This is a genomic window from Ruegeria sp. AI3 (assembly GCF_056541245.1).
In genome coordinates this window covers 49541-64067 of record NZ_JBQFYA010000008.1, presented here as the reverse complement: position 1 = coordinate 64067, position 14527 = coordinate 49541, and the positions used below count along the sequence as shown (strand labels likewise).

The following is a 14527-nucleotide window of genomic DNA, read 5'->3' as shown; positions in this document are numbered from 1 at the left end:
GCGGCTTTGCGCCACGGTTCTAAGGAGGATGGATCAGCGGGAACAGGGGCTGAGATGGTCAAGGCGATTGCTGCTCTTCTGGTTGTTCTGACCTGTGGGTGCCGCGAAGAGGTGACGATGCTGACGCAGGATCAGCTTGCGGCGCTTTTGGTAGAGGATCGCCAGATTGCGTTGAATCGTGCCGGCATCACCGGCACGGCACGCGTGAACGCTGACCAGAGTTTTGAAGTCGAGGTTCCCCGGCTTGGCCGGGACACTGGTGTTTGGTGGTTAGAGGGCGACAGGATCTGCAGCCGTTGGAAGACGTTCCGCAAAGATCAGGACCTCTGCGCCGTGGTGGGGCAGGTAGAGGATGGAACCTATCGCGGCTACACACCGGGGCGAGGCTCTTATCTCGGCGAGTTCACTCTCCTGCCTTAGCCGATAGCCCAGGCCTTCTCCGTATTGACCTCGATCCCTTGTGGCGAAATCCGCGTGCCGACTACCAACCGCTCAACCCTCTGCGCCTGCGCTGCCTCAAAGGCCGCCGCATAGGCCGGGTCGATATCGGATGCCAGCGCGAAGCGGTCGCAATCGGTGCGTTGCACCAGATACAGCATGATCGCGCGGTGGCCCTGTTCAGCCATGGAGGCCAGTTCATGCAGATGTTTGGTGCCGCGGGCGGTGACGCTGTCGGGGAATTCGGCCAGACCGGGCTGGCGGGAAAGCGTGACGCTTTTGACCTCGACATAGGCATCCGGCAGACCGGGTTGGGTCAGCAGGAAATCAATGCGGCTGTTCTGGCCGTATTTGACCTCGGCCCGGACTGTTTGATAGGCGGCCAGTTCGAGGATCTCGCCACGCTCCAATGCCGCGCGCAGTGCCCGGTTCGGCACCGAAGTATCGACGCCGGTGAAATGGCCATTCTCGTGATCAACTAGCCGCCACCCAAATTTCAGCTTTTTCTTCGGATCGTCATTGGGTTCCAGCCAGACTTTCTCACCCGGTTCAGCCAGTCCCATCATACTGCCCGGATTGGCGCAATGGGCTGTCACCTCGCGGCCATCCTCTAGCGTGCAATCGGCCAGAAAGCGTTTGTAGCGGCGGATCAGGCGGGCGGGGACAAGGGGGGTTTCAAATCTCATGCCCCACGGCCTATACCTGCCCTAACAGCCGATCAAGAGGGGGCGCGCGCCATGGCCAATCCAACCGCTGCAATGCTTGTCATCGGGGATGAGATCCTCTCGGGCCGGACGCGCGATGCGAATATGCATTACCTTGCGGGGGAGCTGACCAAGCATGGCATCGATCTTAAAGAAGTGCGTATTGTCAGCGATGATGCCCCGGCTATAGAAGCGGCGGTCAAAGCGCTGTCGGTGTCTTACGACACTGTCTTCACCAGCGGGGGCATCGGGCCGACACATGACGATATCACCGCCGATTGCATCGCCCGCGCTTTCGAGACCCCGATTGACGTGCGCGATGATGCGCGGGCGCTGTTGCAGGCGCATTACGACAAGTCAGGGCTGGAGTTGAACGAGGCCCGACTGCGGATGGCCCGCATTCCTGATGGGGCCGCGCTGATCGACAATCCAGTCTCAACCGCGCCCGGATTTACCATCGAAAATGTGCATGTGATGGCCGGGGTGCCCTCGGTCTTCCAAGCCATGGTAGCCAGTGTTTTGCCGGGCCTGACGGGCGGTAGCCCGCTGTTGTCGCAGACGTTGCGGGTGGATCGGGGCGAAGGCGACATTGCTGCCACGCTGTCTGCACTGGCCGAGGCGTTCTCGGACCTGTCCATCGGCTGCTATCCGTTTCAGGTAAACGGTGTCTTCGGCGCGAACGTGGTAATCCGGGGGACAGAGGGTGCGCGCATCGACGCGGCCATGACCCAATTGGCAAAAGAACTCGAGTTGTGAGCATCAACTGGCCCGACATCGTTGACGGAACATGGCCCGCTGCGCGCTATGACGTCCTTGGTCCCTTCCGCCTGCGCGAAGGGCAGGGCGGTGGATCACGCGTGTCTGCCGCCAATGCGCTGGGTGACGCGACCGCGGCCGATATCATCGCAGCCGAGGGTGCCATGCAGACCATGGGCCAGAAACGCATCTTTTGTCTGTGGCCCGATGACCACAAGCTCGACGCCCAACTGGAAGCGCGCGGCTATGAGGTTCTGGACCCGGTCAACATCTACGCCTGCCAGCCGGAGCAACTGACCGATCAGCCTCTGCCCCGCGTGACCGCGTTTGGCATTTGGCCACCGCTTGCCGTCATGGAGGAGATCTGGGCCAAAGGTGGTATCGGCCCCGAACGGCTGGCCGTGATGGAGCGTGCTGCGGGCCCCAAGACCTCGTTCCTGCTGCGGCATTCTGATCGCCCGGCGGGAACGGTGTTCATGGCCATGCAAGGCGATGTGGCCATGGTACATGCGCTTGAGATTCTAAGCGATCACCGCCGTCAGGGCCTAGGCCAATGGGCCATGCGGGCAGCAGCCTTCTGGGCGCGGGACAATGGGGCGAAAACGCTCAGCGTGATCTGCACAAAGGCCAATGCTGGGGCGAATGGCCTATACCGTGCGCTCGGGATGGAGATTGTCGGGGAATACCATTATCGTCAACGTGTCTAAGGAGTTAAGAAAGCCCGTGACCCAAGCCGATCTACCCACCGCGCTGAACCTGCCCATGGCCGACCCTTTGCCGCCCGAGACGCAGAAATATTTTGATGTCTGCCTCGAAAAGCTGGGCATGGTGCCGAATGTGTTGAAGGCTTACGCGTTCGACATCGACAAGCTGAATGCGTTCACAGCCATGTATAACGACCTGATGCTGGCAGATAGCGGGCTGTCCAAGCTCGAACGTGAGATGATCGCGGTCGTCGTCTCCTCGATCAACAAGTGTTTCTATTGTCTGGTCGCCCATGGTGCAGCCGTCAGGCAGATGTCCGGTGATCCGCAATTGGGTGAGATGCTGGTGATGAACTACCGCACCGCCCCTCTGGATACGCGCCAGCGTGCTATGCTGGATTTCGCCGCGAAGATGACCACCAGCAGCGCCGAGATTGAAGAGGCTGATCGCCAGCACTTGCGCGATCAGGGCTTCAGCGACCGGGATATCTGGGACATCGCCAACGTCACCGGGTTCTTCAACATGTCCAACCGGGTGGCCAGTGCCACCGCCATGGCGCCCAACCCCGAATATCACGCGCAAGCCCGATGATCCGACGCCTCGCCCTTGCCTTTTGTCTGATGGCCGGGCCGGGTCTGGCGCAAGATCTGACCCTGCCCGCCAGCGCGCGTCAGATCAGCGAGAGGACCTCGCCGCTTGACAGCTATGAGCTGCCCACAGGGCCGGTTGCGGATGGCATAGTCCCGTCCCGCACGGTTGAGGGGCGGGTCGAGCGGCTGACATGGCGCTTGCAGGCGGGCTCTAGCACGACGCTGCAATTGCTGGCTCCGCTACGGGATCAGCTCGTGGCGCAGGGCTTTGATATCCTGTTCGAATGTGAGGCTCGGACTTGTGGCGGGTTCGATTTCCGCTTCGGAACCGAGGTCGTGCCAACACCTGATATGTATGTCGCCATTCGCGACTATCGTTTTTTGTCTGCTACCAAAGGCGATGAGGCGCTCAGCCTGCTGGTCAGCCGTAACGCGCCGGATGGCTATGTGCAACTGATCCGCGCTGCACCTGTTGATGCTCCGGCTCCAACGCCTGTGATCGTTGAGCAATCCGCCAGCGGAACCGAAGGTCTATTGGATGCGTTGCAGCAGTCGGGCCATGTCATTCTGGACGATTTGCATTTCCGCACCGGCGAGGTGGCGTTGGGCGACGGCCCGTTCGCCTCATTGTCGTTGCTGGCGCAGTTTCTGGCCGACAATCCGTCAACCCGGTTGGCGTTGGTCGGGCATACCGACGATACCGGCACATTGCAGGCCAATACAAAGGTCAGCACCGAACGGGCGCAGGCCGTGCGCGCCCGTCTGATCGACGCGCATGGCGTTGCGGCGGATCGGATCGAGGCACAGGGCGTGGGCTATCTTGCGCCGCTGACCTCGAACGCGACACCGGAAGGGCGCGATCTGAACCGTAGGGTCGAGGCGGTCTTGCTGGTCAACTGACGCGTCTGCACAAAAAAAGACCCGCACGAAGAACGCACGGGCCGATCCAGTTCACCGGGAGAATTACCAGTCCATCGCGCCTTTTTCGGAATAAGCGTCAACGAGGAAGTCTATGAAGGCCCGTACCTTGGGCTGAGTGAAACGGCCTGGAGGATAGACCGCGTAGATGCCTTGCACCTCATCCGGCAGGGATGGCATGGCATCTACAACCTCACCGGTCTTCAACGCATCGGCGTAAAGATAGCTGGGCAGATAGGCGATCCCGAGGCCCGAGACTGCTGCGTTCAGAAGCGATTGCCCGTCATTCACGCTGAGCCAACCGGCCGTGCGCACCTGACGTTTCTCGCCCGACGGGGCCGTCAGGCGCCAGACGTTGCCCGAGGATTGGCTGGAATAGTGCAGCAGCTTGTGTTCGTTCAGATCGTCGATCTTCTGCGGCCGTCCGTATTTCTCGATATAGCTGGGTGCCGCGACCATGCGTTTGACGGTTTCCGTCAGCTTACGGGCGCGCAAAGTGCTGTCTTCCAGCTCTCCGATGCGAACGGCGACGTCAAAACCCTCGGAGATCAGTTCCACGTAGCGGTTATTGAGCACCATGTTCACGGTAATGTCGGGATAGGTGGCCAGAAAATCTGACAGCACGGGCGACAGGTGATTGACCCCGAAATCCGTCGCCACGCTGATCCGCAGCAGGCCAGAAGGGGCCGATTGCATCGCGGTGACCAGCGAATCCGCCTCGCCCGCGTCGTTCAACACCCGACGGGCGCGGTCATAATAGGCCAGTCCAATCTCGGTCGGAGAAACGCGGCGAGTGGTCCGGTTGAGCAGCCGTGCCCCCAGCCGCGATTCGAGGCTGGACACGTGCTTGGAAACGGCTGATTTGGAGATACCCATCTTCTTGGCCGCATCGGTGAAGCCACCTTGGTCCACCACATTGGCAAAGGCTTCCATTTCCGTCAGTCGATCCATTCTCGTTCCCCAGGTCTTGCTACTTGCGACGACTTTGCCCCTCAATCTGGGCGGAATCGGGGCGGACATGGGATAATATCAGGGTTTTGAATCGGATCGTTTGCGTATCAGAAACGCGGAAACAGCTGTTTCCAGCTATGGTGAACGCCCTGCAAACTGGTGTTTTCTGGAAAATATTCAAGATGTGCTAGGTTGAGAATGGCATTTTTGTGACGAGGGAGGAGATCATGAAAGCCATTTTTACAACCATTTCAGTTGCTCTGTTTGCCACAGTCGCCGGAGCGCAGGACCAAACGCCATCCGCGCCGGGTGCGCAGGTCTATTTCGCGAACCTTGCCGATGGCGACACAGTGCAATCGCCGGTCACAGCGGTCTTTGGCCTCAGCGGCATGGGCGTCGCGCCTGCGGGGACCGAAGCGGACAATACCGGCCACCACCACCTGCTGATCAACCGCCCACCACTGGGTCAAGGCGAGGACGGCGCGGATGAGCTGCTCTATGGGCTGCCCTCAGACGAAAACCACATGCATTTCGGCGGTGGCCAGACCGAGGTCACTCTGGATCTGCCCGCAGGTCAGCACACGCTGCAACTGGTTCTGGGCGATGCTGGACACGTTCCGCACAACCCGCCCATTGTATCCGAAGTGATTACGATTTCGGTCGAATAAAGGGGGCGCCGGGTAACGCCGCAAACCAAGAGTTTTGAGGGCCGCTAAGGGTTTGAAGTGCCTGCTCTTCGCTGTTATTCCTTCTCATCACAATGACGTGATCGAGGGGGGGAGCGCGATGCAGGTGGTTTATGGCGTGAACAGGTCTTTTCTGTTCCCGGCTCTGCTTTCCGCATATTCCGCTGTCAAAAACGCCAGCAAGCCTTTGGATGTGACAATCTTCGGGCAGGATTTCACAGACGAAGACATTGCGATTGTTGAGCAGGTCAATCAATCCCTTACGGGAGGGACGATTTCTTACCAGAAATTCGATCTGGAAAATCTGCCAGGCTTTTCCGAGTATAAGTCGAAGTTCCCTGCGATCACGATGCTGCCTTTGTTTCTGCCCCAGCTTTGCGAAAAGCGCTGCATTTTTGTGGATGCGGACACTCTGGTTGTTTCGGATGTTTGGGAATTGCTGGACATGGACCTTGAAGGGCAGCCCTTTGCCGCATGTGTGGATATGGGGTTGGTGACGCTTGGCGGAGGGGATTTTCTGCGCCCTTCCCTGCAGCAGATTTTCAGACCGGGGCGCGAGCATAAAAAGTCGCTCAGCCGTGTGAGCAAGAGCATTAGGTTGGGGTTCATACCGGGCGAAGGGTATTTCAACGCCGGCATCATGGTGATGGACTGTTCGGCCATTCATGGCGATCGTGAATTACGTGAAATTAGCGATTTCGAGAAGCTGGTTCCGCACATTCCCTACCTGCCCGAACAGGACAGAATGAACCAATTGTTTCACGGTCGCTGGTTTCGCTTGCCTATTCAGTGGAACACGCGCCCTCAGATCTGGTTTGACGCACACAGTCCGAAATACCGCAAAATGTCCAAGACGTTCCGCCAGCATCTGAGTGATGCAAACAGAACTCCAAAAATCTGGCACTATGTCGGTGGCAAAAAACCTTGGCGCGCGACGCGAATGGCGCGCCTGCTGTTCCATCGCGCCTACCGTGACTACGAAACCTACATGGCCCAATTCGAGAAAGAGACAGGCCTGACTTATACCATGTAGACCTCAGCGCCCCTACATTGCGGCGGCCAGACGGGTGCCCTGATTGATCGCCCGTTTCGCATCCAATTCCGCCGCAACATCTGCGCCACCGATCACATGCGGCGTGATCCCGCGTTCGATCAGGGCGTCCGCAAGGCTGCGCTCGGACAGTTGACCGGAACACACAACGATGGTGTCCGCAGCAATCACCGTCGGGTCGGCGCGCTCTTCACCAAAGCTGATATGCAGGCCGTCATCGTCGATATGCTCGTAATTCACGCCGCCCACGAAGTTGACGTTTTTCATCTTGAGTGTCGCGCGGTGAATCCAGCCGGTGGTCTTGCCCAAGCCTTTGCCATGCACCTGATTCTTGCGTTGCAACAGAGTCACCTGACGCGCCGGGGCTGCAGGCTGAGGGCCTTCCGGTGCCAGACCCGAACGGTGCTGTTCCGGGTCGGTTACGCCCCATTCCTTCATCCAGGCCGGCAGGTCGGTGGTGATGCTGTGGCCGTCCTCCAGCAGGAACTCGGATACGTCAAAGCCGATACCGCCAGCGCCGATGACGGCGACGGATTTGCCGACCTCTGCTTTCTCGCGCAGCACGTCGATATAGCTGATGACGTTGTCGCGGTCCTGACCTGGGATTTCCGGATCACGCGGGATAACGCCGGTGGCAATGACGACTTCGTCAAAGCTGGTCAGGTCGTCGGCGCTGACTTCGCGGTTCAGTTCCACCTTCACGCCCAGATCATCCATCATGGTGCGGTACCAATCGACCAGCCCCCAAAATTCCTCTTTCCCCGGCACCTGTTTGGCCATGTTCAACTGTCCACCGATCTCCGAGGCGCGATCAAACAGCGTGACGTCATGGCCGCGCTGGGCGGCGGTCATAGCGGTAGACAGGCCGGCCGGGCCAGCGCCCACAATGGCAACGGTCTTACGCGTCTCGGCCTTGCCAATGACAAGTTCGGTCTCATGGCAGGCACGGGGATTGACCAGGCAAGAAGTTAGCTTTCCGCCGAACGTATGGTCCAGGCAGGCCTGGTTACAGGCGATACACGGCGCGATCTGCGCGGACTGACCGGCAATCGCCTTGTTGACGAAATCCGCGTCCGCCAGCATCGGACGCGCCAGCGAAACCATGTCGGCGCAGCCGGTCGACAGAACCTCTTCGGCGACCTCGGGCGTATTGATCCGGTTCGAGGTGATCACCGGGATGCCAACCTTACCCATCAGCTTTTTGGTCACCCAGGCAAAGGCGGCACGCGGAACGCTGGTTGCGATGGTGGGAATCCGAGCCTCGTGCCAGCCGATGCCGGTGTTGATGATCGTGGCGCCGGCTTGTTCGATCCGCTGTGCAAGTTCGACCACCTCTTCATGGGTCGAGCCATTTGGGACCAGATCGATCATCGACAGGCGGTAGATGATGATGAAATCAGTACCCACGGCCTCACGCGTGCGCCGCACGACCTCGATCGGCAGGCGCATACGGTTTTCATAGGAACCGCCCCAGCGATCCTCACGTTTGTTGGTGTGGGTCACGAGGAACTGGTTCAGGAAATACCCCTCGGAACCCATGATCTCTACCCCGTCATAGCCCGCCTTCTGGGCGTGGACCGCCGCATTAACGATGTCGCTGATCTGCTTCTCGATTCCGTCTTCGTCCAGCTCACTGGGCGGGAACGGAGAAATCGGGGATTTCACCGGGCTAGGCGCCACGCATTTGGGGCCATAGGCATAGCGTCCCGCATGCAGAATCTGCATCGCGATCTTGCCACCCGCCTCATGCACGCGGTCGGTCACGACCGAGTGGTTCGCCACGTCCTTGTCGGTGGTCATCATCGCCGCGCCCGGCAGGACAGACCCTTCGAGGTTCGGGCCAATCCCACCCGTCACCATCAGCGCCACGCCCCCGCGGGCACGATCCGCATAGAACTCGGCCACGCGGTTCCAGTCGCCGGTCTCTTCCAACCCGGTATGCATCGAGCCCATCAGCACGCGGTTCTTCAACGTGGTAAAGCCCAGGTCCAGCGGGGCCAGCATGTTTGGGTACGCAGTCATGGCGAACTCTCCCTTCCGAAGTTGAGAAATAGATTGACGTTCGCGTAAACATTGTCACGCGAAACCTAACGTCATCCCCTTTGCGCCTGTCGCGCGGCTTGATAGAGAGGTCGCAAACCCTATCCAAGAGGCCTCGCATGACCCCGGAAGAGATCGCCAAACTGCCCTATCGCCCCTGTGTCGGGCTGATGTTGATGAATGGAGAGGGCAAGATTTTCGTGGGGCAGCGCAATGACCGCCACAAGGACGCGTGGCAGATGCCTCAAGGCGGGGTGGACAAGGGGGAAGACCCCCGCGACGCGGCACTGCGTGAGCTGTGGGAAGAAACCGGGGTGACGGCTGATCTGGTCGAGGTCGTGGCCGAGACTGACGGCTGGCTGCCCTATGATCTGCCCCACGACATCGTTCCAAAAATCTGGAAAGGCCGTTATCGCGGGCAAGAGCAGAAGTGGTTTCTGCTGCGCTTCACCGGCCATGACGACCAGATCAATATTGCAACGGACCATCCCGAATTCACCAGCTGGAAATGGCAGGCCCCGGATCAACTGGTTGAAGAAATAGTGCCGTTCAAACGCGCGGTCTACGAACAGGTGATCGCGGGTTTTGCGGATCATCTGAGCTGATCACCAGCCTGCACGTTGCCGTGAGGGGGCGTGGTTCGGGTCAAGGCGTGCCTCTAGCTTGGGTGCATGAAAGACACCGTGCCAGACCCCATCACCATCAAACCCGCCGGACGGCGCTTTCAGGGCTCGGACCAGCGCGCGCCTCTGCGTGAGGGATTGCGCGGGTGCGGAGAGTTCGGCCCCTCTCAGACGGCAGGGCGGTTCTACCCGATGGCCTGCGTCGCGCTTGAGGTGACGCAGCGCTGTAATCTGGACTGCACGCTCTGCTACCTCTCGGACCGGGCCGAGATGACTTATGATCCTCCGCTTTCGGTCCTGTTCGCGCGGATTGCCACGATCCGCAGCCATTATGGCCGCGGCGTTTCCGTTCAATTGACCGGCGGCGACCCGACCCTGCGCAAGGTTGAGGACCTTGAGGCGCTTTGCCGCGAGATCAGGCGGCTGGGTATGCGCTCCTGCCTGATGACCAACGGCATCCGCGCCAGCCGGGCGATGCTGACGCGATTGGCCGCAGCGGGGCTGGATGACGTGGCCTTTCACGTGGACATGACGCAAGAGCGCAACGGGTTCACCTCCGAAATGGAGCTCAACCGCGTGCGCAAAGCCTATATCGACCGGGCGCGCGGTTTGGGGCTGCGTATTCTCTTCAACACAACCGTTTTTGGCGGCAACTTTGCTGAAATCCCCGCCTTGGCCCGCTTCCTGAGGGACCAGCCCGAGGTCGGTTTTGTTTCGTTCCAGATGCAGGCGGATACCGGGCGCGGCGTGTTGCGGGTGCGACCCGATGGAATCACGCAAGACAGCGTCATCCGCGCGGTCGAGCAAGGCTATGGCACGTCTTTACATTTTGACTCGGCAGCCGTCGGGCATTCCAGTTGCAACCGGTATAGCAGCGTAGTTTCGGCGGGGGGCAAGGCCGTGTCGTTGCTGTCGAACCAGCGCCTGGTGCAGCGGGTGATTGCGGCGCTTGAGGAGGTGGATGCAGGCCAAGACGCTCATATCCGCATCCGCCCGAGCGTGGGACGCCTGATCCGCCGCCATCCACTGCTGGCCCTTTGGGCGCTTGGCCATCTGGCGGGCTGCCTTTTGCGGCTGGGGTCGGGGGTGCTACGCGGACCGATACGGCGGCAGGCCGTGTTCATCCACAATTTCATGGCTGCGGATGCGTTAGAGGAGGACCGCTGCGCCTCCTGCGTGTTCATGGTTGCGACGGCCAACGGGCCGCTCTCCATGTGTGTCCACAACGCACAGCGCGATCAGCATCTGGCCGCGCCGGATCGAGTAGACAGCCCGATGGGCACCTATTGGTGGAACGCGGCGACGCGCGGCCTGTCGGCTCGCCCGGACTTGCCCGCGCTGAAAGACCCTAGGGTGGCCCCGCTGAAACGCCTCAAAGGGCAGTTGCGCGCTGCTCGTCAAAGCCGAAAGGACGCTTCATGAGACAGGTTCTGATCCTGATGCTGCTGCCGCTTCTGACCGCCTGCGCCAGTGTGGAGAGGCTGGCCTTGCCCGCCGCGACGCCCTTGCCCGACACGGCCCTGACCCGCGCCGCGCCCCCTCCGGGCGAAAGGGTGGATCATGGCGATTGGACCCGCTTTCTGACCCGCTACGTAGCCCCCGATGCGCGTGGAGTGAACCGGGTGGCTTATGGGCAGGTGAGCGCGGCAGATCGTGCGCTGCTGGATGATTATCTGACCGAGCTGCAGGCTGTTGATCCGGCCAATCTGACCCGCGATCAGCAATTGGCCTATTGGATCAACCTCTATAACGCGCTGACGGTGGATGTGGTGCTTGAGGCCTATCCGGTCGCCTCGATCCGAGACATCAAGGATGGGCCGTTGTCGATTGGCCCGTGGGGTCGCCCTTTGACTGTGGTCTCTGGCCAGAGCTTAACCCTGAACGACATCGAACACCGCATCATCCGACCAACTTTCAATGAGCCGCGCATCCACTACGCGCTGAACTGCGCAGCGGTGGGGTGTCCGAACCTGATGGCCCGCGCGTGGGAGGCCAAGACGCTGGAACGTGACCTCGCCGCATCCGAGCACGCCTATGTCAACGACCCGCGTGGGGTGCGGTTTGATGATCAGGGGCGGTTGATCCTGTCGAAAATCTACATCTGGTTCCGCGAGGATTTTGGGCCGAATGAACAGGCCGTGATTGCCTATCTCGGAACAGCAGCCGACCCGGAGTTGCATCAGCGCCTCAAACAGGCGCGACGTGTGAACGCTTATGAGTATGATTGGGCGTTGAACGATGCAGGGGCTGGCTCCTAACGGCGCGGAGCAAAGGCCATAGGCCGCCGCGCCAGCGCCGACCCGCCCCCAACGGGGCGGCGCTTTTGCAGCCTTGAATATTGCTCGAACCTATCAGTATCTGACTGCCATAAAGCTTTTATATCCGAGGCCGGATGCGCCACCCCGCGGGTCGGCGCTGTCCCGGCTCAGCGCTTTACAGCAATCCTTCTTCCCGCAGCAATTCTTGCAAGTTGGCTTCGGGGCGTGGGCCGATATGGCTGATCACTTCGCGTGCACAGACATTGCCAATCTTGGCGCAGGTCTCATAGTCGCGGCCGGTGGCCATGCCGTACAGGAAACCGGCTGCGAACTGATCGCCTGCGCCGGTCGCATCTACGGGCACTACTTTTTCGACCGCAACATCGTGACGGGTGTCGCCGTTCAGAACCGTCACGCCGTCGCCCGAACGGGTGCAGACGACCAGAGGGCAGATTGCGGCGGTTTTGGCCAGTGCGTCCTCAAGATCGTCGGTTTCGAACAGCGATTTGATCTCAGCCTCGTTGCCGATCACGAAGTCCAGTTCGTTCTCGATCAGCAGCAGGAAATCGACCCGGTGACGCTCGACGCAGAAAGGATCGGAAATGGCGATACCGGCCTTGCCGCCGCCTCTGTGACAGGCGCGCGCGGCCTCAAGAAACGCGGCTTTACCCTTTTCCTTGTCGAACAGATACCCCTCGAGGAACATGATCTGGCTGTTTCCGGCAACCTCGTCCGAGACGTCCTGAGACGACAGTTCCGAGGAAATCCCCAGATAGGTGTTCATCGACCGCTCACCATCGGGCGAGACGAAGATCATCGAGCGTGAGGTCGGCAGCTCGCCGCCCGGCACAGGTGGGTTCACGAAATCCACGCCGTCTTCGTTCATCGCATCGGCATAGAATCTACCCAACGCGTCATCATGCACACGGCCAATAAAGGCAGCATCCAGACCCAGCGCACCCGCGCCCGCAATGGTGTTCGCGACCGAGCCGCCCGGTGTCTGCACCCGACCCTCCATCGAGGCATAGAGCACTTCGCCACGCTCTTGCTCGATCAGTTGCATGATGCCTTTTTCAATGCCCATCAGTTCCAGGAAACTGTCATCGGCCTGGGAAATGACATCCACAACGGCATTTCCGATGCCGGTCAGTTGGTAGGTTTTCATAGGGTCTTGTCCTCGAATTGACAGAGATCACGGATGATACAGGTCGGGCATTGCGGCTTGCGCGCCTTGCAGTGATAGCGCCCGTGCAGGATCAGCCAGTGATGTGCATGGAGTTGAAAGTCGGCTGGAATATTGTCCTCGATGGCGCGTTCGACGGCGTCTACGTCCTTGCCGGGGCAAATACCAGTGCGGTTGCCGACACGGAAGATATGCGTGTCCACCGCTTGCGCCGGTTGCCTCCACCACATGTTCAGAACCACATTGGCCGTCTTGCGACCCACACCGGGCAGGGATTGCAGCGCCGCGCGGGAATTGGGAACCTCGCCATCGTAGTCCTCGACCAATATACGGCTGAGCTTGATGACGTTCTTCGCCTTCTGGCGGAACAGGCCGATGGTTTTGATATGCTCGATCAAGCCCTCTTCGCCCAGATCCAGCATCTTTTGCGGAGTGTCCGCGATCTTGAACAGCGCGCGCGTGGCTTTGTTGACGCCCGCATCGGTCGCTTGCGCCGAAAGCGCCACTGCAACGACCAGAGTGTAGACGTTCACATGCTCCAGCTCGCCCTTGGGTTCCGGGTCTGCTTCTTGAAAGCGCGTAAAGATCTCGCGGATCGTGTGATAATCGAGTTGCTTTGCCATCCGAGCCTTAATGCCGCCCAAGGGCCAATGACACAAGCCCAAAGCCAATGCGCAAGTTCCGGGTCGCAGGGGCGTGACCGGCGCGTTATGGTTTGGATCAACAGATGAGGTGAAAGCCATGAACGTCCAGACCCCCGAAAGTGGATACCACTACAACGTCATGCGCCGCGCGATCGAGTTGATTGATCAGGGCGGCGAAACCCTCAGCCTCGAAGAACTGGCCAGCCAGATGGGCATGAGCCCCGCCCATTTCCAGCGCCTGTTCTCGCGCTGGACCGGGGTGTCGCCAAAACGCTACCAGCAATATCTGACGCTGGGCCATGCCAAAGCCCTGCTGCGGGAACGGTTCACCACGTTGGAGACTGCCCACAACGTCGGTCTGTCCGGCAGCGGCCGGTTGCATGATTTGTTCCTGAAATGGGAATCCATGAGCCCCGGTGAATACGCCCGCAAAGGCGCGGGGCTGACGGTCTACTGGGGATGGTTCGATTGCCCCTTTGGTTCGGCGCTGGTCATGGGGACCGACAAGGGCATCTGCGGCATGGCGTTCGGTGCCGAAACCGGCGAGGCCGCCGCGATGGAGGATATGACTTCGCGCTGGCCCAAGGCCGATTTCGTCGAGGATCCCGAAAAGCTGCGTTCTTGGGTCGAGGCCTCTTTTGGTGCGAACCGGTCCGAGACACCACTGCATCTGATCGGCTCACCGCTGCAGATCAAGGTTTGGGAGGCGCTGATGCATATCCCCTCGGGTCAGGTCACGACCTATTCCGAGATTGCGCAGCGGGTGGGGTCGCCTCAGGCGGTGCGCGCGGTGGGAACAGCGGTTGGCCGCAATCCGGTCAGCTGGCTAATCCCCTGCCACCGGGCCCTGCGCAAGTCGGGCGGTCTGGGCGGATACCACTGGGGTCTGCCGGTGAAGCGCGCGATGCTCGCCTATGAGGCCGCGCAGGCGGATGCCTGAAATAGAGCGAGGCACCGCGAGGTGCCTCACCGCTGGATCA

General features: G+C 60.3%; 16 protein-coding genes. 11 read left to right on the top strand and 5 right to left on the bottom strand.

The genetic code is table 11. The annotated features are described in order from the left end of the window. Window positions 1-54 precede the first annotated feature (54 nt). Entirely contained in the window at window positions 55-420 is a 366-nt protein-coding gene (locus ACRZ95_RS13210) for a hypothetical protein (RefSeq protein ID WP_170679433.1), read from the top strand. Here ACRZ95_RS13210 and sfsA read toward each other — a convergent pair. Further along, window positions 417-1124, bottom strand: coding sequence for a DNA/RNA nuclease SfsA (gene sfsA / locus ACRZ95_RS13205; protein WP_170679431.1), 708 nt, complete (start codon window positions 1122-1124; stop codon window positions 417-419). The two genes, ACRZ95_RS13210 and sfsA, sit on opposite strands and share 4 nt — an antisense overlap. A 51-nt stretch (window positions 1125-1175) precedes the next feature. Between sfsA and ACRZ95_RS13200 the strand changes: the two genes are divergently transcribed. The 4 genes from ACRZ95_RS13200 to ACRZ95_RS13185 are packed head-to-tail and all read left to right on the top strand — an operon-like array spanning window position 1176 to window position 4093. Further along, complete coding sequence (locus tag ACRZ95_RS13200) at window positions 1176-1898, top strand: molybdopterin-binding protein (protein WP_170679429.1); 723 nt, start codon at window positions 1176-1178, stop codon at window positions 1896-1898. Then, window positions 1895-2605 carry a GNAT family N-acetyltransferase gene (locus ACRZ95_RS13195; RefSeq protein WP_170679428.1) on the top strand — a complete coding sequence of 237 codons (711 nt, stop codon included), beginning with the start codon at window positions 1895-1897 and terminating at the stop codon, window positions 2603-2605. Before ACRZ95_RS13200 ends, ACRZ95_RS13195 begins: the two co-directional genes overlap by 4 nt. 16 nt (window positions 2606-2621) lie before the next feature. Continuing rightward, window positions 2622-3194: a peroxidase-related enzyme gene (locus ACRZ95_RS13190; protein ID WP_480555040.1), complete on the top strand. Its 573-nt coding sequence runs from the start codon at window positions 2622-2624 to the stop codon at window positions 3192-3194. Then, window positions 3191-4093, top strand: a complete 903-nt coding sequence (locus tag ACRZ95_RS13185) for an OmpA family protein (RefSeq protein ID WP_170679426.1) — start codon at window positions 3191-3193, stop codon at window positions 4091-4093. The genes ACRZ95_RS13190 and ACRZ95_RS13185 overlap by 4 nt, the downstream gene beginning before the upstream one ends. 63 nt (window positions 4094-4156) lie before the next feature. Here ACRZ95_RS13185 and ACRZ95_RS13180 read toward each other — a convergent pair whose 3' ends face one another. Further along, on the bottom strand, window positions 4157-5062 hold the full coding sequence (locus tag ACRZ95_RS13180; RefSeq protein ID WP_170379389.1) for a LysR family transcriptional regulator: 906 nt from the start codon (window positions 5060-5062) through the stop codon (window positions 4157-4159). Window positions 5063-5289: 227 nt separating this feature from the next. Here ACRZ95_RS13180 and ACRZ95_RS13175 point away from each other — a divergent pair, with 227 nt between their 5' ends. Both ACRZ95_RS13175 and ACRZ95_RS13170 read left to right on the top strand, forming a co-directional pair. Next, window positions 5290-5730, top strand: coding sequence for a DUF4399 domain-containing protein (locus ACRZ95_RS13175; protein WP_170679424.1), 441 nt, complete (start codon window positions 5290-5292; stop codon window positions 5728-5730). A gap of 118 nt (window positions 5731-5848) precedes the next feature. After that, on the top strand, window positions 5849-6781 hold the full coding sequence (locus ACRZ95_RS13170) for a glycosyltransferase (protein WP_170679422.1): 933 nt from the start codon (window positions 5849-5851) through the stop codon (window positions 6779-6781). Between the two features lie 12 nt (window positions 6782-6793). On the opposite strand, the gene ACRZ95_RS13165 is transcribed toward ACRZ95_RS13170, so the two are convergent. After that, window positions 6794-8821, bottom strand: a complete 2028-nt coding sequence (locus ACRZ95_RS13165) for an NADPH-dependent 2,4-dienoyl-CoA reductase (protein ID WP_170679420.1) — start codon at window positions 8819-8821, stop codon at window positions 6794-6796. A gap of 137 nt (window positions 8822-8958) precedes the next feature. On the opposite strand from ACRZ95_RS13165, the gene ACRZ95_RS13160 reads away from it, so the two are divergent. The 3 genes from ACRZ95_RS13160 (at window position 8959) to ACRZ95_RS13150 (ending at window position 11720) form a co-directional block, all read left to right on the top strand. Further along, a complete protein-coding gene (locus ACRZ95_RS13160) occupies window positions 8959-9444 on the top strand; it encodes an RNA pyrophosphohydrolase (protein ID WP_170679418.1) in 486 nt (161 codons plus the stop codon). A gap of 66 nt (window positions 9445-9510) precedes the next feature. Next, window positions 9511-10884 carry a radical SAM protein gene (locus ACRZ95_RS13155; RefSeq protein WP_170679416.1) on the top strand — a complete coding sequence of 458 codons (1374 nt, stop codon included), beginning with the start codon at window positions 9511-9513 and terminating at the stop codon, window positions 10882-10884. Then, entirely contained in the window at window positions 10881-11720 is an 840-nt protein-coding gene (locus ACRZ95_RS13150; protein WP_170679414.1) for a DUF547 domain-containing protein, read from the top strand. The genes ACRZ95_RS13155 and ACRZ95_RS13150 overlap by 4 nt, the downstream gene beginning before the upstream one ends. 175 nt (window positions 11721-11895) lie before the next feature. Here ACRZ95_RS13150 and ACRZ95_RS13145 read toward each other — a convergent pair whose 3' ends face one another. Both ACRZ95_RS13145 and nth read right to left on the bottom strand, forming a co-directional pair. Then, entirely contained in the window at window positions 11896-12885 is a 990-nt protein-coding gene (locus ACRZ95_RS13145) for an adenosine kinase (protein WP_170643666.1), read from the bottom strand. Further along, complete coding sequence (gene nth, locus ACRZ95_RS13140) at window positions 12882-13526, bottom strand: endonuclease III (protein WP_170379832.1); 645 nt, start codon at window positions 13524-13526, stop codon at window positions 12882-12884. Before nth ends, ACRZ95_RS13145 begins: the two co-directional genes overlap by 4 nt. A gap of 118 nt (window positions 13527-13644) precedes the next feature. On the opposite strand from nth, the gene ACRZ95_RS13135 reads away from it, so the two are divergent. Then, on the top strand, window positions 13645-14487 hold the full coding sequence (locus ACRZ95_RS13135; RefSeq protein ID WP_170679412.1) for a bifunctional helix-turn-helix domain-containing protein/methylated-DNA--[protein]-cysteine S-methyltransferase: 843 nt from the start codon (window positions 13645-13647) through the stop codon (window positions 14485-14487). Window positions 14488-14527 lie beyond the last annotated feature (40 nt).